Here is a 22,504-nt window from a genome sequence, read left to right on the forward strand (position 1 = left end):
TTTTACAAAAGAAAGAAAAAAGCCCTGCAAAATGCAGAGCTTATCTAATAATTATTCATTTAAGTGTATATATAACACCTTTTACTGAGAGTCAGGGGGTCTTTTACCACGTTTTAACTCATTAATACTCAGTCCAAAATCCATCTGCAAGTGAGGATAGTCGGAAAGTTTGCCCAATCTCCACCCCAAGTGAAATCTAACTCTTTGGCGAGATCCACAACTTCCATCCAGTCTGCCTTGCCATTGCCGTTATCATCCCGTTCCATATCCCACACCACATCACCCTCAGGCGTCCTCAATGCAAAATCAATTGCTAATCCGTAGTTATGATATGACTCACCACCACGTGCATTAGTAACGATATTGCCTGCGCTTGAGCGTCCTTGGTTGAATAGTGCATCTTGCTCCTCGGAACTTCGGTAACCGTGGGTGATAACAATCTCTATTCCACGTCTCACTGCCTTACTTGCCAATAATTTCTCATTCTCTGCTACCAAAGGATGTAGGCCGGTGATTGGCAGAGCTTCTTGGATTGTTGTCCCAGGCCACATATTATCTATATCATCTTTTTGCTGTAACCATACATATATAATGGAAAGTAAAAGAGTAGCTATAATCCAGATTTTCAGACTTTTTTTTCTCTGTTTGCCTTTACGTTTTGATGTATTCATATCCACTCCTGGTGTTTATTCTGAAATAAACAGCTATTCCTGCTGCCTGAACCTTTTCAGTAGATTAGACTCTATTATAATTCATTTGAGCCTTGAATGCTTCTATCACCACAGTATTGAATTCTTCCATTTGTTAGAGTGGATCTGTTATTTCTATTACTTCTATTGATATATACAAAAAAGCAGCCGGCTATAAGCCGACTGCTTCGTATGCAAGCTGAGTAAAAACTACTCAGTTGTGTATGGCAATAATGCGATTTGACGGGAGCGTTTGATTGCAATCGTCAGCATGCGTTGATATTTAGCGCTAGTACCTGTTACACGGCGTGGCAAAATTTTTCCACGTTCGCTGATAAATTTACGAAGCAAGTCCGTATCTTTATAATCGATGTGAGTAATTTTGTTAGCTGTGAAGAAGCACACTTTACGACGTTTATTACGGCCGCCACGACGTGCCGGTCTTTTATCGTTGTCTCCGCCTTCTCTTTGCTTGAAGCCCATGCTTTTCAGTCCTTTCCTATCATGTAACCCATATCTCCTAAGAGTATCAGCTCATGTTAAAATGGCAAATCATCATCCGATATATCAATCGGTTTTCCGTCATCGGAAAAAGGATCCTGATTGTTGTTACGCGAATTATTGTTATTGTTCGCGCGTCCGCCGCCTCCATAAGAAGGCTCTTCACGCATTGGTTGCCCACCGCCGCCACCGCTATTATCACGGTTAGCTGACTCCAAGAAACGGACATTATCGGCAATGACTTCGGTCACGTATACACGTTTTCCTTCGTTATTCTCGTAGTTCCGTACTTGAATGCGTCCTTCGACTGCAGCCAGGCGTCCTTTGCGCAAGTAGTTCGCACAGGTCTCGGCAAGCTGTCTCCAGGTTACGACCGGAATGAAATCGGCTTCCTTTTCTCCCCCTTGGCTTGTAAACGGTCTGTCCACTGCCAAAGTAAATTGCGTAACTGCCACTCCTGCTGGAGTGTAACGCAACTCAGGATCCCGGGTTAACCGTCCGATCAGAATGACACGGTTCAACAATGTAATCCCCTCCTTCAGAGCGTATTGGTGCGTTAATCACGAGTAGTCTTAAGCAGACTTAACGTCGTTGGTAATGAGATAACGAATTACTTCGTCAGAAATCTTCATGAGACGCTCAAGTTCAGTTACAACTGCTGGTTCAGCAGTGAAATGTACCAGAACATAAAAACCATCACGGAATTTCTTGATCTCATACGCAAGACGGCGTTTACCCATAACGTCGTGAGCTGTAACTTCACCACCGCCGTTGGAGATGATGCCTTGGAATTTATCGACTGTAGCTTGAACAACTTCTTGCTCAATGTCAGGACGAATAATGTACATCACTTCATATTTGCGCATAATTTTCACCTCCTTATGGACTCTGGCCCTCAATCTAGGTTGAGAGCAAGGAACGAGCACAAACTCGAACTATATTAATATAACAAATACCGAGTCAAAGTGCAAGCAAACGTTCCCTGTACATATTGGCACATGATCAGGCCGGCTATGGAGCACACTACAGAAGCAACAAAGTAACATAATTTGCAGAGGAGGTTTTATCATGGGTGAAAAAACCGAGTTTGAACCAGGAGACAAAGCACCAAACGATGGAGAGTACACGGAAGTTGGGGAAAAAAGCTTTGTCACGGAAATTCAGAACCCAAAGCGGGTAACGCTGCAAAAAGGTGAAGCTTTTCCCGAAACAAGCAATCAAAATCGCAAGTGGAAGAAGCTGACCAAAGCCCGCGTCCATTAATCGCAATACTTTTTTACGATCCATGTATATAAAGCGGAATAAAGCACATAATACAATCAGGCGGTGCACGAGAGAGGTGTGGTTCCGTTGGACAACGAAGCCGATCATTCGCTGTTGGAGATTCATCACGTAATTTAAGAAGCAAGTGGTTATGTGTAGTAAGGCCCTTCGTCTGAAGCACGCGTATTGCTACGTGCAGTACACCAAGTGTCTGATTGTTACGACCGATTGTTTCCTAACAAACAAATGCACCGCCTGATAAAGAGCCCTTCGGGGCTCTTTGTTTTTCGTTCGAGTCATTAATGATGCATCTGATGTGGATACATGTTCAATACATATTCAATAAACCGTTATACCAAAAAAGACTTTCCTAATGGAAAGTCTTCTTATCGATCTTTTTATTAAACTCAATGTGTATTGAGTAAGTTACAATTGAAGTGGCGGAAAGGGTGGGATTCGAACCCACGCACGCTGTGACACGCCTAACTGATTTCGAGTCAGCCCCCTTGGGCCTCTTGGGTACCTTTCCGCAGCAATATTGATTATAGCATGATCATTTACAGAACGCAACACTCCTACGGAGCCTGCATGTAAACGTTATTACGCATACTGCATACCGAATTATTGCAAGATCAGGATTCAGTGGAATCTTCGGCTGAACGCAGTACCTTCTTCATGTTTTTCTCGAATTTCGCTCTTGGAATCAACACGCTGTGTTTACATCCGACACACTTAATCCGAATATCCATACCCATACGAATGATCTCCATCTCATTGCTGCCACAGGGATGCTGCTTCTTCATCTGCACGATATCCCCAAGCTGGAAACTTTTACGCTCCACCTGTGCCATCCCCCTCATCTTTCTCCAAAGCTACTGCCTGTTCCAATACAGCTTGATTGCTCATCTCATGATACTCCAGCGTTTTTTTCACATCGCCCTGAATCTGACGTTCCACCGAAGCACGAGAGTTAGGCATACATTCAGCCACAATTCGCACCACATACTCAGATGTAGACATCGACTGTATACCGAGCACATCCGGCACCTTCACAATATTTAGGTCACGCTCTTCAATCCCAACCAAAGACTTTTTCACCAGATGTACTGACTCATCGAGACTTAAGTCCGCCTTCATCGGAATATCCACTACAGCCAGCGAATTCGACATGGAGTAGTTCGTTACACTTGCAATCGCCCCGTTTGGGATAATGTGCACTTCGCCTTGCCAGCTGACTAGTTTCGTTGTTCTAAGTCCGATCACTTCAACCGTTCCCTTGTAGGTTCCCGTCTGAATAACATCCCCCACAGCGAACTGGTCCTCCAATATAATGAAGAAACCGGTAATAACATCCTTGACCAGACCCTGTGCACCAAAACCAATGGCAAGCCCGAGCACACCAGCACTCGCGAGTAGCGGTCCAACTTGGATATTGATCTCAGATAACAGTAGCAGAATCATAATAAAATTACATGTTATGGAGGTCGCATTTTTCAACAGTTCCCCTACGGTTACGAATCTGCGCGGATTCACGCGAATCTTGCCTTCCTGCTTGCGTTCCATGGAACGATCTATAATTCGATAAACCACCTTAATGACAATACGGGTGATGATAAAAATAATGATAATCCGGATTGAGCTGAACATAATGTTAAGCCACATTTCTGGATCTGCAATTTTGTTCCAGACTTTATCCGTCCATCGAAGGGCTTCACCGACGGCCGCTACCGCACCGCCGCCATCATTCCCTTGAGCAAACTCAAATGACAACATTCATCATGCCTCCTCTACATCGGTATGTTATCATAGCTGTCTTCTGTTTTGAAATAGAGGCCTCGGATCTCTACGAACTCATTACGAATGATCTTCTGCACTCGCTCCAGATCCTCTTTTGGAAACTGAATACATAACGCACACCCTGCTGTAATTTCTTTTGGTGTAGGGAACAAATCAATCTCTATCTCAGCAAACTCCAGCAGCATTTCAGCACGCAGTGCCTGCTGGGTTGAATCAAATGCAATCAGCATCCAATCGTTAATCCATTCGTCCATGTTCGGCTCCTTTCGCCATACGTCCAACCCTAGAGAAAAAGCTTGTCCTCGTGAAGTATAAAACGCTCTACCTTTCCATATACTGTTACTACTATTCCAAGGGAAAGGATAGATCCTATGAATCCTACTTCGCGTTCCTTTTCATCACAAGACATGACCAGTTTAAAAATCCCCCATACCGATCCAGGTATTCACTCAGCCATTACCCATCGTTTAATGTTCCATCTCTATAAAGCCCATTCTCTGCAAAATGTAGTGATTGTCTGCATCGGCACAGATCGCTCAACAGGCGACTGCCTTGGTCCTCTGGTCGGATCAGCCCTTTCCAAGTGGGACAGCCCTTTATTCCATCTATATGGTACCTTGGATGAACCAGTCCATGCGATGAACCTGCAAGATACACTCCACAACATACAGAAAACACACCATAACCCTTATGTGATTGGCATTGACGCCTGTCTCGGTCAATCATCCAGTGTGGGATGCATTCAAGTTGTGAATGGTCCACTCAAGCCGGGTGCGGGGGTAAATAAAGAATTACCGCCGGTCGGCGATATCCATCTGACAGGTATCGTTAACGTCGGCGGCTTTATGGAATACTTTGTTCTACAGAACACACGGCTCAGTCTTGTTATGCGCATGTCCGAGATTATTTCCAGCAGTCTATACTCGGCCATTCGGGAATGGCATACACGTTCTACTCTGCTTGCTGTGCCAGAGTAATAGCTTCCTTTTCCTCTGGGGACAGAGTATACGTGGACTCTCCCCCTTTAAGAGGTTTGGCATATACGTAAGAACCGTCACGGTTATATATCCCCGTAAGAATCATGCCATCCTGGCTATCGTTAATCATGGCCATTGAGAAGCTCAGATCACTGCCACGCTCTCCATATGCATTGTACCTTTTCACGCCAACTTTACCTTGAATGCGGGTCAGCTTTTGCATGACAACTTGCAGCTGATTCGTTTGCAGTTTGTGTTCATCCTCAATGCTGTCCATCTGAATTTTCAGATTAACCAGCAACGATTCCAGGTCCTCTACTCCACTGCCAGCCATCATGGCTTCATATTTACGTTTAAACTTTCGTAACTTTGCCCCTTGAACAATACTCACAATCAGCAAGATCACCGTAAGTAATGCCATTCCGCCAATAATCCATAACAGCTGTTCCAGAATCAGCTCGTTTAATTCAGCCATGTAATTGCAACTACCCCTCTATATTTTTGATCAGATTAACGTCTGTCCTGTAATATTATCATTCATTATAAATCAACCCGATATCCATAAGCTTAATCAAGCAACCCTGTATCAAATGAGTTCATCATTTCAACTCTAATCTAGTCTGCCTCAGTTAATTCCAACACTGCCTTAACGAGTGCTTCCACATGTTCTCTAGTTGAATTGTATCCCACACTGGCCCTTACTGCTCCGGTAGCGGTTGTACCAGCAGATTCGTGTGCAAGCGGTGTGCAATGAAAACCGGAGCGAACCGCAATCCCATAATTCCGATCTAAACGGAAGGCCAGTTGTGCTGAATCATACCCATCTACAGTAAAAGATACTAATCCGGTGCGTGGCTGTCCAATCTCTGGACCAAGCATTCGAATGCCCTTAACGGATGACAGCCCATCCATCATAAGTTGGGTCAGTTCCCACTCATGTTGGTAGATGACCGCTGGTGTCATCTCAAGTACATGTTTCACACCCGCATTCAGCCCTGCGATCCCGACTGTATTCGGCGTCCCCGCCTCATACCGATCAGGACGCACCTTTGGCTGCTCTAGAGCTTCTGACTGACTTCCTGTTCCTCCATGAAGTAAAGGCTCTATATCGAGCTCTGGAGCAATGTACAAGCCCCCTGTACCCTGAGGACCGAGCAGTCCCTTATGCCCTGGAAAAGCCAACATATCAATGCCCAATTGTTGTACATTCACAGGTATAACCCCAGCACTCTGAGCTGCATCTACCAATAAGATCGCCTGATGTTTACGACATAGGAGCGAAATCTCTCCAATAGGAAGAATACTGCCAAGCAGATTCGAACTATGTGTACATACCACCAATCTGGTATTGGAACGAAACATACGTTCCATTTGCATCAGATCAATGGCCCCCGAAGCATCAACAGGTACATAATCAATCTCTACATTTCGGAGTCTTCGCATGTACTCCAGTGGTCGTCTGACTGAGTTATGTTCCGCCATGGTGGCAATCACATGGTCGCCCTCTCTGAGCGAGCCTTGAATCGCCAGATTCAGTGCTTCTGTCGTATTTGATCCGAATGCAATATCATTCGCATTTTTGATTCCAAAGATATTGGATATGGATTTTCTCGCCTCGAACAATACACGACTTGCCTGAACAGCCATACGGTGACTTCCTCTGCCAGGATTAGCTCCGGCAATCTCCAATGCACTCAACATCGCATCACCGACAGCAGGTGGTTTGGGCCAAGATGTTGCTGCATGATCTAGATAGATAACTCCCTCCACCTCACAACCACCTCTGTCCTATAAATTAATAATTCTCCTGCACATATTGCACATATAACCCTATAAACAAAGAATGACATATCGTTTCTCCATGGTACAGAGGCGATATGTCATGACATGAGTAAGCCCCGCATGTTGTTAATGAATCATAGACCCGACTGTTATTGTAACAATTCCAATAGCCGTTCCAGATCCTGTTGACTGTAGTAGTTGAGCTCAATTTTACCTTTATCTTTATTGTGCTTGATTTTCACTGTGGTTTTGAAACGTTCACGAAGAGATTCTTCCAATGTATCAATGAATGGATCTTTCTTTTTTAACTTCGATTTGGCTTTAGCCTCACCTGTTTTGGAGCGATCCAGTTGTTGAACAGCTTCCTCCAACTCACGTACACTCCATTGCTGATCAATGGTCTGTTTCGCAAGTTGCTTCACTATAACCTCATCTTTAACACCCACGATCGCACGTGCATGTCCCATAGATAATGTTCCACGTGAAACATGGTCTTTTACTTCTTCGGGCAATGATAACAGACGCAAGAAGTTAGCAATGTGAGAACGTGATTTACCTACTTTTACAGACAACTCTTCCTGAGTCAACGCGAATTGATCCATTAACCCCTGATAAGCAACTGCAACTTCCATGGCGTTCAGATTCTCCCGTTGCAGGTTCTCGATCAACGCAATCTCCATTACCTGCTGATCACTAAAGTTGCGGACTACAGCCGGTACCGTGGCATTACCACAATATTGCGAAGCTCTGAACCGTCGTTCTCCGGCAATAATCTCATAACCTCGTAATACAGGACGAACAATAATGGGTTGTATGACACCGTGCTGACGAATGGACTCAGCCAGTTCATGTATTGCGCCCTCATCAAATACTTTACGTGGTTGATAGGGGTTAGCCCGCAGTTGACTAATCGGGATTTCTACGACTTTATCATCGTCATTAATTGAAAGCGAAGGAATGAGGGCATCAAGACCTTTTCCAAGCCGCTTACTCATAAGAAATCACTTCCTTTGCGAGCTCTAAATACACTTCCGCCCCTCTTGAACGAGGGTCATACGTGATAATGGATTGACCATGAGATGGTGCTTCACTAAGCCGTACGTTACGCGGAATAATCGTTTGATATACTTTTTGTTGAAAATACTTTTTCACTTCTTCAATAACCTGAATTCCCAGATTGGTCCGCGCATCAAACATCGTCAGCAATACCCCTTCAATCTGCAGGGATGTATTCAGATGTTTCTGTACCAGACGAACCGTATTGAGCAACTGACTTAATCCTTCAAGTGCATAATACTCACACTGAATCGGAATGATCACCGAATCGGAAGCAGTCAACGAATTGATCGTTAACATACCAAGAGATGGTGGACAATCGATCAGTATGTAATCATAGTTTTTTTTCACCATGGCGAGTGATTTTTTCAGGCGAACTTCCCGTGATATCGTGGAAACCAATTCGATCTCGGCTCCGGCAAGCTGAATCGTTGCAGGTATGATATGAAGGCCTTCAATCTGAGTCTCCAAAATCGCTTCTTGAGGAGGAACCTCATTAATAATGACATCATATATACAATTAGCCACATCTGCTTTATTGATTCCGACTCCGCTGGTTGTATTCCCCTGAGGGTCAATATCGACAAGCAATACTCTTTTCCCGAGTGAAGCCAGTCCTGCACCCAAGTTAACAGATGTCGTCGTTTTCCCCACACCGCCCTTTTGATTTGCTACGGCCATAATCTTAGACAATTACTTCACCTCAAATAAAATAGGAGTCTTTTCTGTAGGTTGTGAGATATTGTTAACAAAAAGCAGGCGGCTATCGTCCACACAAACAACAACTACCGTTCCATCAATATACCGTTCTTTAAAAATGTCTGACCTAACTTGCTTTATAGACATAAAAAGCGGCCCATTGCCGCCATAAGCTTCAATTATTTGCGTTTTGGAATATGGATAACGATCTCATAATGATCCTCATGGTCTGCTTCTTTGGTTTTGATGTCCAGACCAGAGCCAGTTACCATATCAATGGATTGGCGAATTGTATTAAGTGCAAGCCTTACATCCTTGGTAAAGGAAACACGTCTAGATTTTTTAATCTTGGAAGATTCCTTGTAGAAGGCAACACGTGCCTCTGTCTGTTTCACATTCAATTCTTTTTCGATAATCTCACCGAGCAACTTCATCTGCAGTTCTTCCGTATCCAGAGAAAGTAATGCTCTTGCATGCCGTTCAGAAATTTTGCGTTCCATCAATGCAGCTTTAATGCCGTCCGGAAGCTGTAACAACCGAATTTTGTTCGCGATGGTTGACTGGCTTTTGCCGAGTCGTTGTGCCAGACTTTCCTGTGTCAATTGATGCAAGTCGATGAGCTTCTGATAAGCGACAGCTTCCTCAATGGAAGTCAATCCTTCACGCTGCAAGTTCTCAATCAGTGCAATGGATGCGGCCTGAGAGTCGTTGAATTCACGCACAATAGCCGGAATCGTATCCAAACCCAATTTTCGAACTGCACGCCAGCGACGTTCCCCGGCAATAATCTCATATGATCCATTTCGCACGCGAACGACAATAGGCTGAATTACACCATGTGTTTTGATCGTCTGCAACAACTCATCAATTTTATCATCATCAAAAATAGTACGGGGTTGATATGGGCTGCTCACAATTTCATTAACCGGAATCTGTTTGATCTCATCTCCGTTATTGCGCTCCGCCAAACCAAACAACTTCGAAAATTGTTCTTTCATTCCGCAGATTACCACCTAGTTTCGTAATAGCTCCCACAGTCTTTGCAGGTGCTTCTTATTCAATAAGCGACCTTTCACATGCATCGTTCTTGGAATAAGTTTTGCCTTTCATAACGCTTTCTGTCATGCAACATCGAACGCATATCCATCTATCTATACATATAATCTATGATCGCTGTGACCCAGGATCGGATACTTCTATTCTATCATCTTTTCTATCATAATCCTATGCTTACCTATTCTTTAAACTCTGCTAATTATCCTGCTTTTTCTTTGTGAATATTGGAAATATGACGACTTGCACACATTCAATTAATGAAATTGTTCATGAGTTACTGTGCGTAAAATTCATCAATACAGGTTCTTTAAAAGATATGTAATACGAAGTATTTGTAATGTTGATCCAGTCCTCCATTTTAGAAAACAAAAAAAAGAGAATGTTTCACGTGAAACATCCTCTTCATCCATGTCTAAAATTCTATTTTGTTTTGACTTACTTCAAAACCATCACGCAACTATATCAGCGGAGTCTTCATTGGAGTACCTGGTTTACGCGGATACTTATATGGTGTCTTATCAAATTTCTGAATCAGAATGATGTGACGCTCTGATTCTTCAACCGGCAGCTGGAAAGGATGAACGGCCTTAACCCGTCCTTTCAGCTGATTGAAGCTGAACTCCGCTTCCTTCATTTCTTCACGCGGGTCTCCGCCCTTCATGGCAGCGAATATTCCACTTTTACGAACAAACGGAAGGCAGAATTCATTCAGCACAGCCAGCTTGGCTACTGCACGCGCCGTAACGAGATCGTAGCTGTCACGATACCCTTCTTTGCGTCCAATCTCTTCAGCACGTCCATGGACCAATTCTACATCAGTCAGACCAAGGATATCTACCACATGCTGTAGAAAGCCAATACGTTTATTTAATGAATCAATGATCGTAAGCTTAATATGAGGAAAACAGATCTTCAGTGGCAATCCCGGAAAACCCGCTCCTGATCCAATGTCAGCAAGCTTATTCACTTTGGTCATGTCAGTATAAAAAGCCAGCGATACCGAATCATAGAAATGTTTTGTATACACTTGCTCCCGATCCGTTATGCCCGTCAGATTCATCTTTTCATTCCAGGATACCAGTTCCTGATAATACAGTTCGAATTGCTCCAACTGGAGTTCGCCCAGCTCTAATCCATGTTTCTTTAAGCGCCGCTGCAGTTGCTGTTGAATATCGTCCATTATTGTCCCCTTGCTGCGGTTACACGGTTATAATGCTCCAGGTAGACCAGCAGAATGGAGATGTCGGCAGGAGTAACTCCAGCAATACGAGAAGCCTGACCAATCGAGATTGGACGAATCGTAGCGAGCTTCTGTTTGGCTTCCATAGCAAGACCATGAATCTCATCATATACGATGGTGTCCGGAATTTTCTTTTTCTCCATCTTTTGCAAACGTTCCACGTGGATCAATTGTTTCTCAATATAACCCGCATATTTAATTTGTATTTCCACTTGTTCTTTCATATCTGCTGTCAGTTCTACCTCAGATGGTGAGAGCTGTTCAATCAGTTCATACCCCAGCTCCGGGCGACGCAGCAAGGTAAGCAACGTACTGCCATCCTGAATAGGTGTAGATCCGTACTCTTCCAGCTTGGCATTCACTTCAACCGGGCGAGCTTTAGCCACTTTCAGACGTGCAACTTCCTGCTCGACTTTCGCCTTTTTATCCAGGAATTTCGCATAACGTTCTTCAGGGATCAGGCCAATGTCATGTCCGATTTCCGTCAAACGCATATCTGCATTATCATGGCGAAGCAACAGACGATACTCAGCGCGTGAAGTCAACAGACGATACGGTTCATTTGTACCCTTTGTCACCAGATCATCAATCAGCACGCCAATATAACCTTGGGAACGATCCAATATTACCGGCTCTTTCCCCTGTACTTTGAGTGCAGCGTTGATTCCAGCCATAACACCTTGTCCTGCTGCTTCTTCATAGCCGGAGGTACCATTAATCTGACCCGCCGTAAACAGACCTGGTAGACGTTTAGTTTCCAGTGATGGCCACAATTGTGTAGGAACCATCGCATCGTATTCAATCGCATAACCATTACGCATCATTTCCACTTTTTCCATACCTGGAATGGAACGCAGCATAGCCAGTTGAACGTCTTCTGGCATACTCGTAGACAACCCCTGTACGTAATACTCGGATGTGTTCTTGCCTTCCGGCTCAAGGAATATCTGATGTTTCGGCTTGTCGCTGAAACGAACAATTTTATCTTCAATGGAAGGGCAATAACGTGGTCCGGTTCCTTCAATAAGCCCCGAGAACATCGGAGCACGATGCAGATTATCATTAATAATCTGATGTGTATCCACAGATGTATACGTCAACCAGCAAGGCAACTGCTCATTATCGGAAGATTCTGTTTCATAGGAAAAGAACTTCGGCTTGTCATCGCCAGGCTGAATTTCGGTTTTGCTAAAATCAATCGTATCCTTATGCACACGTGGTGGTGTACCCGTTTTGAAACGAACCAGATCAAAGCCCAGTTCACGCAGATTCTCTGACAATTTAAGAGAGGGTTGTTGATTGTTCGGTCCACTCTCATACATCAACTCGCCCATAATTACTTTACCGCGCAAGTATGTGCCTGTTGTCAGAACGACCGCTTTAGCCCGATACTCTGTTCCGGTCTGAGTCACAACGCCTACACATTTTCCGTCTTCAACGATCAGTGAATCAACCATACCCTGACGCATTGTCAGATTACGTTCATTCTCCATCGTTTCCTTCATTTTATGCTGGTAGGAGAATTTATCTGCCTGAGCACGAAGCGCGTGAACAGCAGGCCCTTTACCCGTGTTAAGCATCCGCATCTGAATAAAGGTTTTATCGATATTCCGTCCCATTTCTCCACCAAGTGCATCAATCTCACGGACAACATGTCCTTTAGCCGGTCCCCCAATAGATGGGTTACAAGGCATAAAAGCCACCATGTCCAGATTGATCGTAATCATTAGTGTTTTGGACCCCATACGGGCTGCGGCCAGCGCGGATTCCACACCAGCATGTCCTGCACCAACGACGATTACATCATAACTGCCGCCATCAAAAGCCATTCCCGTTTACCTCCTTATTCCGCTGCATTTGGTGTAACTCACGCAGACGGATCATGTTCTAAAATAATGAAACTACTTCTAACCGTTCATCGGAACTTGCATTCCTATCTATATGAAACCAACACGTAATGGCTACAATATCATTCTATCCTTTGACAACAGGCAGAAATTGTACCTCTCCATCATACACTACGATTTAACTCAATCGGCAGTATATTATTTTTACTTTCCTAGACAGAACTGGGAGAAAATCTGATCAATTAATGCATCATGTGCTGTATCTCCAACAATCTCGCCCAAATGCTCCCACGCCAAACGAACATCAATCTGAATCATATCGATCGGAATGAACTGCTCTGCTGCTTCATAGGCATCAACCAGAGACTGCTTCGCTTTTTTGAGCAAAGCAATATGACGCACATTACTGACATAGGTCAGATCTGCGGACTCCAGTTTACCACTGAAGAATAGCGTAGAGATGGCATCTTCCAGTCGATCCACACCCAGATCATCTTTCACCGACATCGGTACAAGCCGTTCTTCCGGAATGTAACGAAGCAGCACGTCACGTTCTACCTGTGGCGTTAAGTCCATTTTATTCATAATGATTATCGATTGTCTACCGCGGATTTGTTCCAATAATTCAATCTCATCGGGATGAAGTGGCTCCGCAGCATTCACAACCATCAAGATCAGATCAGCTTCACTTACCGCAGTACGAGAACGTTCTACCCCGATCTTCTCAACAACGTCCATCGTTTCCCGTATTCCTGCCGTATCAAGCAACTTGAGCGGGATATTATTGATCGTAATGAACTCCTCGATTACATCACGAGTTGTTCCTGGAATGTCCGTGACGATGGCCCGGTTGTCTTGCGCAAGTGTATTCATCAATGAGGATTTACCTACGTTAGGTCGTCCAACGATAGCCGTCGTGATACCTTCTCGCAGGATCTTTCCTTGCTCTGCTGTAGTCAGCAATTTATCAATTTCAGTCATAACCTGACTGGACTTTTCTTTAATAAAATCAGACGTTAACGATTCCACATCATGCTCGGGATAATCGATATTCACTTCAATATGTGCCAGTGTTTCCACCAGTGTATATCGTAGATCACGCAATTTGGAGGACAGCTTGCCTTCAACCTGTTTCAGCGCAACCGAGAAAGCTCGGTCCGACTTGGAACGAATAAGATCCATGACACCTTCCGCCTGAGACAGGTCAATCCGCCCATTAAGGAAAGCACGCTTCGTGAACTCACCGGGTTCAGCCAGACGAATATCAAGCTGCAATAGGAGGTCCATGACCCGTTTTACGGACACCACACCACCATGCGCACTGATCTCCACCACATCTTCTGTTGTGAACGAGCGTGGTGCTCGCATGATTGTAACCAATACTTCCTCAATCTTTTCCCCATTAACGGGATCTATGATATGACCATAATGAACCGTGTGAGATGCTGCCTGAGTTAAAGGGGTTTTGCTGCGAAAAATCTTTTCCGTCTCCGACACTGCTTCCGGGCCGCTGACCCGGATCACGGCGATACCCGCCTCTCCGACAGCCGTTGATATCGCTGTGATCGTATCACTGATCATGGTTATCTCTCCTTGCTCTATTTTAAAATTGCCGTCCCTTGGAGGACGCCATATCCATTTTCAAATCTATTAATGATATATCTTATGGCATGTCAATTATCGTATTAAGTTCACTCTTTACTTGTTCTAAACACCTTATCAAATTGCTTCTGTACGAAAAAAGCAATGGCTTCTGCACCGGGCAGGAAGCCATTGCGTCTTCAATTTCGTGTTATTTCGTCGTAATAACCACACGCCGATTAGGCTCCTCGCCCTTACTTAACGTCTTAATCTGCGGGTGATTTTGCAGTTTTGCATGGATGACTTTTCGTTCGAGCGGAGGCATTGGTTCCAGTACAACTTCCTTACCGGTACGGATAGCTTGTCCAGCCAACCGTTCAGCCAGATCCTCCAGCGTCTTCCGCCGACGTTGACGGAAATTCTCCGCGTCGAGCACAATTCGAACGAAGCTTTCCGAATATCGGTTCGCTACAATGTTCGTTAGATACTGAAGCGCATCCAGCGTCTGTCCACGTCTGCCAATAATCATGCCCAGATCTTCCCCGGCAATATTGAAGATATGTCCATCCCGCTGTTTTTTGATATGCACTTCAACATCCAGTCCCATACCTGCTGCGACCTCTTTCAAGAAAGCAGCCGCTTCTTCATAGGGATTTTTAGCTGCAACATCCTCGAGTAATGCATCCACTTCAGATTTGTATGCAGCTGGCTTGATCGGCTGTGGAACAACTTCCGGTACAGGCAATAATTTCACTTCAACTTTGGCCGCCCTCACCCCGAACAAACCCAGGAATCCTTTTGACGGCTGCTCTAACACTTGTATCTCGACCTTGTCCCGACTTACGCCAAGCTCGGTCAATCCTTGGTTTACAGCATCTTCAACGGTTTTTCCTGACGTAATGACTTTGGTCATTTCGATTTTTTGGCCCCTTTCGACCCTTTTCCAGATACGGTCGCTTTGCCACCGTTTTTGCGTTTAGCTCCATTTTTGGAAGAGCTATTCTGCTTCACGTTGACCTCAGCCACGATTTTATCATTATTCCGGTAAAGGAAATAGTTTTGCACGATCGTGTAGATGTTACTGTAGAACCAGTACAGCGGAAGTGCTGACGGGAACTGATAAGACATCACGAAGATCAAAATCGGGTACACCCACAGCATAAACTGCATCGGACCCACTTGCTGTGCAGGATTCATACGCATCATCATCCATGTTTGAATGAATGTTGTGATGGCAGCCAGCACTGGCAAAATAAACAGGTGATCGGGTGATCCGAGCTGGAGCCACAAGAAATCATGCGTTCTCAGACTGGAGTTTCCGTAAATTGAGTTATAAAGTGCGATGTAAATCGGCATCTGAATGATAAGTGGCAGACAACCGGCCATCGGATTAACTTTGTTCTCCTGGAACAACTTCATCGTTTCTTGCTGAACTTTCTCAGGTGTATCTTTAAACTTGGCTTGAATCTCCTTCAGCTGCGGCTGAATCGCCTGCATAGCTTTGGAGCTACGGACTTGTTTCATTGTTAGTGGTAAAATCAATGTCCGTACAATAAGCACCATCACGAGGACGGCCAGTCCATATTCACCTTTGAACCAGTTGGCGAATGTATCCAGCGCCAGTGAGAACCAGTACACAACATTGGCTTGCCAAAAAGAATCACTATTCTTTAGATCTTCCGTAGTAACCCCAGCTCCTTGTGGAGTACATCCGGCGAGTACAGTGACCATTGCAATGACTGCAATGAGGAGAATCCACTTCCCCTTTGATGTCTTCAATCGCGACACTTCATAACCCCTCTCTTAACCATTCCATTCCATCGTAAAATCATACCATAATTAGGAGGACAAATAAACCGAAGCTTACCGCTTGCTCGACTTCAAAAGAGAGCCCTTTCGCATCGCATGTAGCAGGCTTTTTTCCATTTCCTTATAGGGCATGTCCAGTGCACCTTTTCTGACGATAAAAATCAGATCCATCTGCGTGACGATCTCATGCTCATGATGACGAACAATTTCCTTGATCATGCGTCTCATCCGGTTGCGTACGACAGCGTTTCCGATTTTCTTGCTGCATGATACGCCGACCCGAAATTGTTCCGTATCTTTACGGCGACAGCCATACACCACGAATTGATGATTGGCAAACGATTTCCCATACCGGTATACGCGGCTAAAGTCCGCCCGGTTTCGTAGACGCAGTCTTTTATACACGGCGCTTCTCCTTGCTCTTCTCCACCAATGTTATTGACGGAGGCCTCATTACTGATTTAGTATAGGCTTTCTTGAATGACGGTAAACCGCCTTGGCGACAACTTCATTTGGGATGATTGTTAATCAGCTACTTGAATTGATCCGCATTCATCCGGGATGAATGTTGATTGGCCATTTAAACCTATCAACGATTCATCATTATATAAGGTAAGTTTTCGAAAAATGGAAAACTCACTCAACATACATTCGTGTGTGTTCAGCACTTTTTCGCAGACCATTCAGACCTGATCTGTAGCAGCATCCAGTCTGATTTGAGCTAATTAAGAAAAAAAAGACCACCTCGGTGGTCTTCAATGCATTAAGCACTCAGGTTTTTACGGCCTTTAAGGCGACGTGCGGCCAAAATTTTACGGCCGTTGCTCGTGCTCATTCTTTTCCGGAAACCATGAACTTTTTTACGTTTGCTAACGTTCGGTTTGAATGTAGGTCTCAATGTATTGCACCTCCTCACAAGGAAATACTTATGTGATGAATCACTTTCATCTTCACAGAAAACACCTTTATATATTTAACCATGATCACCTGGAAAAGTCAACTGCATGGCGCAAGGCTTCTCCCTCTTTTATATACACTCTTCATCCCACCCATAGTAATGACCACAGTCCGTTCACTTCAATACCAATTTCAAGCCCCGAAGAGAGTCCTGAAAGTTATCCCCAGACCCCGATCAGATCACCATATTTCAGCTTTTATAGTTATCCACACCCTCCAATACCTGTTATCTCCTTCATTTCATCCTGTTTAAAGTTATTCACATGTGGATAATGATTATAGGCTATTAATATCGTCATATTCTAATCCGGTTGTATCCGCTTCAATTAAGGTTTACAAGCTTTTGAGAAAGGTGTAGGATAAAAATCACATCTTGTATACAAGTAGTCCTTTGAAAAGAACATTAACCGTTAGCTTGTAGCTACAGACTATGGATTGAACTGAATGTCCAGTCCGCAAAATAGTTATGCTATGATCAGTAATGAACTGATTACTTATTAATAGGAGCGTTAGCCATATGTTATTTCCTTCTTCCTGGCTTCAAGGGGCTTCCCGTGGTGAAGCCATTGCCTGCGAATTAAGGCTGCGGATCATCAGCGGTACCCTTCGACCTGGAGAGATTTTGTCGGAAAATCGAATTGCGGCTGATTTTGACAGCAGTCGTTCACCTGTTCGTGAAGCGTTACGAACATTGTCCAATGAAGGACTTATTCGACTTGAACGTATGGGGGTCGTTGTCATTGGACTACGAATCAAGGATGTTGAAGAATTGTATGATGTCCGTTTCCTGATTGAAAGTTTTGTGCAGCAGCGACTCGCTGGTGATGTCCCAGAATCATTAATCACCCAGTTGCGTAACGTGATCGACAAAATGCAACTTGCTGGACGGCATCAGGACGCCGTCGAATTCGCCTATCAGGATCTCGTTTTCCATGAAACGATTATTGAAGCTGCTCAGCATTCCCGTATTTCACATCTATGGAAGAGTATTCGATATGTTGTGATGACCGTTATGTTGCTCACAACGCGCAGAGTATTTGTTCAAGGCGAGCAGAAAGTAAGCGCTGTAATTGAGAAACACCTTTTGCTTGTTGAAGCACTTGAATCAGGTGACAAGATGCTCATTCAGGCTGGAGTCCGCACGTATTTCCAAGATTCTGGCAAAACCCTGCACGAAAGCTTTGATTCCTAATCGGTGCAGGTGTTTGCAATCATATCCGTCGTGAATGATTGCGGCTTAACTTGTCGACAAGTATACAAAATGCGATTTTGTTTCAAATTTGGGCATGATAAAACTACATTTTTTCGCCAACACCTTCTGCGATACTGGTACACATTTATTTGTTGACGATAATTTTACTTGTAAGCGTTCTATATCAGAAATAAAGGAGCACACAACATCATGAGCACTCTTTTTGGACTATCCCACAACGCAACATTATTGGTTTGGACGTTAATTGCGATCGTTTTTCTGATCGTTTTGATTTCCAAGTATAAATGGAATCCCTTTATCACCCTGCTGTTGTCCGCATTAATGCTCGGTTTGCTTACAGGCATGAAACCTGCCGATCTGATCTCTTCCATTACCGGGGGACTTGGCGGCACACTTGGAACCATTGCAATTGTTATTGCTCTCGGTACGATGCTTGGTAAGATGATGGCCGAATCTGGCGGTGCCGAGCGCATTGCAACTACATTGGTTGATCGGTTCGGTGTGAAACGTGTGCACTGGGCCATGATGATTGTTGGATTTATCGTGGGTATTCCCGTTTTCTTCGAAGTTGGCGTGATTTTGATGATTCCCATCATTTTTACCGTTGCACGTAAAACCAACATGTCTTTGCTGCAGATTGGTATTCCCATTTTGGCAGGTCTGTCGACTGTACACGGTTTGGTTCCACCCCATCCAGCGCCAATGATAGCAATTGAAGCCTTCAGCGCGGATCTGGGTAAAACCATTTTGTACTCTCTTATTGTTGGTATTCCTACAGCGATTATTGCAGGTCCCTTGTTTGGTAAATTTATTGGAAAAAGAATACACACCGAACCGCCAGCAGAACTGGCTGAACAATTCGCAACCAAAACAAACAGCAACATGCCTGGGTTTGGTATTACCCTGTTTACCATATTGCTGCCGGTTATTTTGATGCTGATTGGTTCCATAGCAAGCATCATTGACCCAAATGCCACGAGCGGTTTCACCGTTTTCAGTGAATTTATCGGTCATGAGATCATTGCTTTGCTCATTTCAGTTGTATTTGCCCTCTTTTCACTCGGCTTTGCACGTGGATTCACCAAACACGATATTTCCCGTTTCACCAGTGAATGTCTGGCGCCTACGGCGACCATCATTCTCATTATTGGTGGAGGCGGTGCCTTCAAACAGGTATTGATCAATAGTGGTGTGGGTAACGCGATTGCTGAAGTCGCTACCCATGCCAACATCAACGTGATCCTGTTTGCCTGGCTTGTCGCTGGGCTCATTCGTGTAGCTACCGGTTCAGCAACCGTAGCCATGACAACAGCCGCCGGTATTGTCGCTCCAGTGCTTGCACTCACACCAGGGGCCAATATTGAGCTGGTTGTACTCGCCACAGGTGCGGGGTCACTCATCTTGTCTCATGTAAACGATGCGGGATTCTGGATGATCAAAGAATTCTTTAATATGAGCGTTTCCCAGACATTGAAAACGTGGACCGTTATGGAAACACTATTATCTGTAGTGGGACTGATCTTTATTTTGCTCCTGAGTACAGTGGTATAAATGGAGTATCTATAGTAGAAAGAAATTAAAATCTTATCGCTTTCTGGAGAAAGAAGGATTAAATACATGAACAACTATATGATTGGGATCGATATTGGTACCACCAGTACCAAATCCGTGTTATTTACCGAGCAGGGCTCCGTCATCAGTACCTCAACGCAGGAATACCCTTTGTATACCCCGGCACCCGATGTTGCCGAGCAGGACCCTGAAGAGATTGTACAGGCGGCCCTCCGCTCTGTACGAGGAGTCATGGATCAGAGTGGTGTTGCTGCCGAGCAGATCCTGTTTGTATCCTGCAGCTCGGCTATGCATAGTGTCATTGCCATGGGACAGGATAATAAACCCTTAACCCGTTGCATCACCTGGGCGGATAATCGAAGTGCAGCTTGGTCTGCCAAGCTGCAAGAGAATGGATTGGGCCATCGCATCTATCTGCGCACAGGTACACCGATCCATCCCATGTCACCGCTGACCAAATTAATGTGGCTGCGCCACGATGAACCTGAACTTTTTGAGAGTACCGCCAAATTTATTTCGATTAAAGAATATCTGTTCTTCCGTCTATTCGGACAATATGTCGTCGACCATTCCATCGCTTCCTGCACAGGTTTGCTCAATCTGGAACAACTGGACTGGGACGCAGAGGCCCTTGAGGTTACAGGCATTACACCCGACCATCTCTCGAAGCTTGTACCTACAACACATATATTAGAAGGAATGAATCACGAATCGGCTGAAAAAATGGCTCTCTCCCCCTCTACGCCCTTTGTTATTGGCGCAAGTGATGGGGTTTTATCCAATCTCGGCGTAAATGCCATTGAACCTGGTGTTGTCGCAGCAACCATCGGAACCAGCGGGGCCATTCGCACTGTCGTGGACCGTCCGGTTACCGATCCCAAAGGTCGAACCTTCTGTTATGCCCTCACAGAGAATCTTTGGGTCATTGGTGGACCTGTGAATAACGGTGGCATGCTGTTTCGTTGGGTGCGGGATGAATTCGCCGCGTCTGAAGTGGAGACAGCGAAACGACTTGGCATCAATTCCTATGATGTACTGACCAAAATTGCCGAACGTGTCCGGCCGGGATCGGAAGGGCTTCTGTTCCATCCGTACCTTTCGGGCGAACGTGCCCCTTTATGGAATCCGGATGCCCGTGGCTCCTTTTTTGGCTTAACACTCCATCACCAGAAAGAGCATATGATTCGTGCTGTCCTGGAAGGGGTTATTTTCAACCTATATACGGTACTGCTCGCCATGGAAGAACAGATTGGGCAACCTACCTCCATTCAAGCCACAGGTGGGTTTGCACGTTCTCCTCTCTGGCGCCAGATGATGTCTGATATCTTCAATCAGGAAGTGGTTGTGCCCGAGAGCTTCGAAAGTTCCTGTCTGGGTGCCGTCGTGCTTGGTTTGTACGCTACAGGGCGGATCCAATCGCTTCATGCCGTTTCTTCCATGGTCGGTACAACGCATCGACATACCCCTGTCAAAGAGAATGCTGTACTCTACCAAGAGCTGCTGCCCATCTTTATTCGGATCTCTCGCAAACTGGAAGAGGAATACGCAGATATCGCTGAATTCCAGCGTAAGATGTCCCTTCCCCGTCTCTAAATCATCAATCCATACTTCGTCCCTGCACCAAAAAAAGAGGGTGTCCTCTAAAACCAAAAATCGGTTTTAGAGGACACCCTCTTTTGCTATACACGCATAATCTATCCTTTGATTTCATATTATACATTCATACACTTCAACCTCCATATTCGATCATCAGCTTACCTCTTGATCCTGATAATTCTCATTACATATGTCTCAAAATGAAGTCATCTATGTCCATTATCCTTATACATTGTCATCACAGAATTACCATCTACTTAGAAAATACACCACTGATCTTGTTCAATTAAAAGCATGAGTTTACTCCCCCTCTCCGTCTCCCATCCAGATACTGAATTCGTCGCTTTCACCATCGCCCCATTGGCAAGAAAAACACGAGGGTGAGAGGTCACTCTTTTTCCGATCTCAATCATGCTCCATTTTCACTTCACGGTTATCCACAGACAGGTTATTCACAAACGAAGAATACTTTTACACACAATTTGGCATCATTTGACGGATAACCTGTGTATAAGACATTTTTGGTTTTTGGGTCATTCTGTCGAAAATTAAACAGTTTATAAACAATATATTGTGTTGTGACTAAAAATTATACACAAGTTATTGAATTTGTGGATAAAATCACGCGATACGTTGAAATGCGGGGTTTCTTTTGCTATGATTGTATTACTTTTGGATGTGAATATGTGATCTGACCCATAATATTATCAACAGCCTGTGGATAAAGTTGTGAACAATTTTCCGTTGTTCATACTTTTTTTGTTTTCGACCTGCGGGGGTTTGGGGATAAATTCAACAATATATCTCGTATTTCGACACTGCATCATGGCTTAAGCCACACTTGGAACATGTAAAAGGAGTGACAGTCT

At 44.5% G+C, this 22,504-nt stretch carries 23 protein-coding genes, 1 tRNA gene and 1 pseudogene; 5 read left to right on the top strand and 20 right to left on the bottom strand.

Annotated elements, in window-relative coordinates; all coding sequences use genetic code 11:
* Positions 1-81: 81 nt before the first annotated feature.
* The 4 genes and pseudogenes from MKY95_RS33000 to rpsF form a co-directional block, all read right to left on the bottom strand.
* Positions 82-671: pseudogene (locus MKY95_RS33000) on the bottom strand (M15 family metallopeptidase).
* 228 nt (positions 672-899) lie between these two features.
* Entirely contained in the window at positions 900-1,172 is a 273-nt protein-coding gene (gene rpsR, locus MKY95_RS33005; protein ID WP_017691433.1) for a 30S ribosomal protein S18, read from the bottom strand.
* Between the two features lie 56 nt (positions 1,173-1,228).
* Positions 1,229-1,714 carry a single-stranded DNA-binding protein gene (gene ssb, locus MKY95_RS33010; RefSeq protein WP_036611943.1) on the bottom strand — a complete coding sequence of 162 codons (486 nt, stop codon included), beginning with the start codon at positions 1,712-1,714 and terminating at the stop codon, positions 1,229-1,231.
* Positions 1,715-1,762: 48 nt separating this feature from the next.
* Complete coding sequence (gene rpsF, locus MKY95_RS33015; RefSeq protein WP_036611944.1) at positions 1,763-2,056, bottom strand: 30S ribosomal protein S6; 294 nt, start codon at positions 2,054-2,056, stop codon at positions 1,763-1,765.
* A gap of 202 nt (positions 2,057-2,258) precedes the next feature.
* On the opposite strand from rpsF, the gene MKY95_RS33020 reads away from it, so the two are divergent.
* On the top strand, positions 2,259-2,453 hold the full coding sequence (locus MKY95_RS33020; protein ID WP_036611947.1) for a YjzC family protein: 195 nt from the start codon (positions 2,259-2,261) through the stop codon (positions 2,451-2,453).
* 438 nt (positions 2,454-2,891) lie between these two features.
* Here MKY95_RS33020 and MKY95_RS33025 read toward each other — a convergent pair.
* From MKY95_RS33025 to MKY95_RS33040, 4 genes are all read right to left on the bottom strand, one after another.
* Positions 2,892-2,982, bottom strand: a tRNA-Ser gene (locus MKY95_RS33025).
* 103 nt (positions 2,983-3,085) lie between these two features.
* Positions 3,086-3,295, bottom strand: coding sequence for a DUF951 domain-containing protein (locus MKY95_RS33030; protein WP_036611950.1), 210 nt, complete (start codon positions 3,293-3,295; stop codon positions 3,086-3,088).
* Positions 3,285-4,115: a mechanosensitive ion channel family protein gene (locus MKY95_RS33035; RefSeq protein ID WP_223200026.1), complete on the bottom strand. Its 831-nt coding sequence runs from the start codon at positions 4,113-4,115 to the stop codon at positions 3,285-3,287. Before MKY95_RS33035 ends, MKY95_RS33030 begins: the two co-directional genes overlap by 11 nt.
* A 125-nt stretch (positions 4,116-4,240) precedes the next feature.
* Positions 4,241-4,504 carry a DUF3343 domain-containing protein gene (locus MKY95_RS33040; protein WP_017691427.1) on the bottom strand — a complete coding sequence of 88 codons (264 nt, stop codon included), beginning with the start codon at positions 4,502-4,504 and terminating at the stop codon, positions 4,241-4,243.
* 117 nt (positions 4,505-4,621) lie between these two features.
* Here MKY95_RS33040 and yyaC point away from each other — a divergent pair, with 117 nt between their 5' ends.
* The gene (yyaC, locus tag MKY95_RS33045; protein WP_036611957.1) at positions 4,622-5,227 is read left to right on the top strand and encodes a spore protease YyaC; all 606 of its coding nucleotides are present in this window, start codon (positions 4,622-4,624) and stop codon (positions 5,225-5,227) included.
* Here yyaC and MKY95_RS33050 read toward each other — a convergent pair.
* From MKY95_RS33050 to rpmH, 12 genes are all read right to left on the bottom strand, one after another.
* Entirely contained in the window at positions 5,202-5,702 is a 501-nt protein-coding gene (locus tag MKY95_RS33050) for a DUF4446 family protein (RefSeq protein WP_036611960.1), read from the bottom strand. The two genes, yyaC and MKY95_RS33050, sit on opposite strands and share 26 nt — an antisense overlap.
* Positions 5,703-5,842: 140 nt before the next feature.
* Entirely contained in the window at positions 5,843-6,997 is a 1,155-nt protein-coding gene (locus MKY95_RS33055) for an aminotransferase class V-fold PLP-dependent enzyme (RefSeq protein ID WP_036611962.1), read from the bottom strand.
* A gap of 161 nt (positions 6,998-7,158) precedes the next feature.
* Positions 7,159-8,004: a ParB/RepB/Spo0J family partition protein gene (locus tag MKY95_RS33060; RefSeq protein WP_036611964.1), complete on the bottom strand. Its 846-nt coding sequence runs from the start codon at positions 8,002-8,004 to the stop codon at positions 7,159-7,161.
* The gene (locus MKY95_RS33065) at positions 7,997-8,758 is read right to left on the bottom strand and encodes an AAA family ATPase (protein WP_036611966.1); all 762 of its coding nucleotides are present in this window, start codon (positions 8,756-8,758) and stop codon (positions 7,997-7,999) included. Before MKY95_RS33065 ends, MKY95_RS33060 begins: the two co-directional genes overlap by 8 nt.
* A gap of 185 nt (positions 8,759-8,943) precedes the next feature.
* A complete protein-coding gene (noc, locus tag MKY95_RS33070; protein ID WP_036611968.1) occupies positions 8,944-9,762 on the bottom strand; it encodes a nucleoid occlusion protein in 819 nt (272 codons plus the stop codon).
* A 515-nt stretch (positions 9,763-10,277) separates the two neighbouring features.
* Positions 10,278-11,000, bottom strand: a complete 723-nt coding sequence (gene rsmG, locus MKY95_RS33075) for a 16S rRNA (guanine(527)-N(7))-methyltransferase RsmG (RefSeq protein ID WP_036611970.1) — start codon at positions 10,998-11,000, stop codon at positions 10,278-10,280.
* On the bottom strand, positions 11,000-12,889 hold the full coding sequence (gene mnmG, locus MKY95_RS33080; protein WP_036611972.1) for a tRNA uridine-5-carboxymethylaminomethyl(34) synthesis enzyme MnmG: 1,890 nt from the start codon (positions 12,887-12,889) through the stop codon (positions 11,000-11,002). The genes rsmG and mnmG overlap by 1 nt, the downstream gene beginning before the upstream one ends.
* Positions 12,890-13,111: 222 nt before the next feature.
* The gene (gene mnmE, locus MKY95_RS33085; RefSeq protein WP_036611974.1) at positions 13,112-14,488 is read right to left on the bottom strand and encodes a tRNA uridine-5-carboxymethylaminomethyl(34) synthesis GTPase MnmE; all 1,377 of its coding nucleotides are present in this window, start codon (positions 14,486-14,488) and stop codon (positions 13,112-13,114) included.
* A 211-nt stretch (positions 14,489-14,699) separates the two neighbouring features.
* Positions 14,700-15,401, bottom strand: coding sequence for an RNA-binding cell elongation regulator Jag/EloR (gene jag, locus MKY95_RS33090; protein WP_036611977.1), 702 nt, complete (start codon positions 15,399-15,401; stop codon positions 14,700-14,702).
* Entirely contained in the window at positions 15,398-16,276 is an 879-nt protein-coding gene (locus MKY95_RS33095; RefSeq protein ID WP_036611979.1) for a YidC/Oxa1 family membrane protein insertase, read from the bottom strand. Before MKY95_RS33095 ends, jag begins: the two co-directional genes overlap by 4 nt.
* A gap of 75 nt (positions 16,277-16,351) precedes the next feature.
* Positions 16,352-16,702: a ribonuclease P protein component gene (rnpA, locus tag MKY95_RS33100; RefSeq protein WP_036611981.1), complete on the bottom strand. Its 351-nt coding sequence runs from the start codon at positions 16,700-16,702 to the stop codon at positions 16,352-16,354.
* Between the two features lie 358 nt (positions 16,703-17,060).
* Positions 17,061-17,195, bottom strand: a complete 135-nt coding sequence (gene rpmH / locus MKY95_RS33105) for a 50S ribosomal protein L34 (protein WP_017691413.1) — start codon at positions 17,193-17,195, stop codon at positions 17,061-17,063.
* 576 nt (positions 17,196-17,771) lie between these two features.
* On the opposite strand from rpmH, the gene MKY95_RS33110 reads away from it, so the two are divergent.
* From MKY95_RS33110 to gntK, 3 genes are all read left to right on the top strand, one after another.
* Positions 17,772-18,446 carry a GntR family transcriptional regulator gene (locus MKY95_RS33110; RefSeq protein WP_036611983.1) on the top strand — a complete coding sequence of 225 codons (675 nt, stop codon included), beginning with the start codon at positions 17,772-17,774 and terminating at the stop codon, positions 18,444-18,446.
* Positions 18,447-18,656: 210 nt separating this feature from the next.
* On the top strand, positions 18,657-20,018 hold the full coding sequence (locus MKY95_RS33115) for a gluconate:H+ symporter (protein ID WP_036611985.1): 1,362 nt from the start codon (positions 18,657-18,659) through the stop codon (positions 20,016-20,018).
* Between the two features lie 66 nt (positions 20,019-20,084).
* Positions 20,085-21,632, top strand: coding sequence for a gluconokinase (gene gntK / locus MKY95_RS33120; RefSeq protein ID WP_036611988.1), 1,548 nt, complete (start codon positions 20,085-20,087; stop codon positions 21,630-21,632).
* Positions 21,633-22,504: the final 872 nt, after the last annotated feature.

The organism is Paenibacillus sp. FSL P4-0176 (assembly GCF_037975265.1).
In the GTDB taxonomy this organism is placed as follows: domain Bacteria; phylum Bacillota; class Bacilli; order Paenibacillales; family Paenibacillaceae; genus Paenibacillus; species Paenibacillus amylolyticus.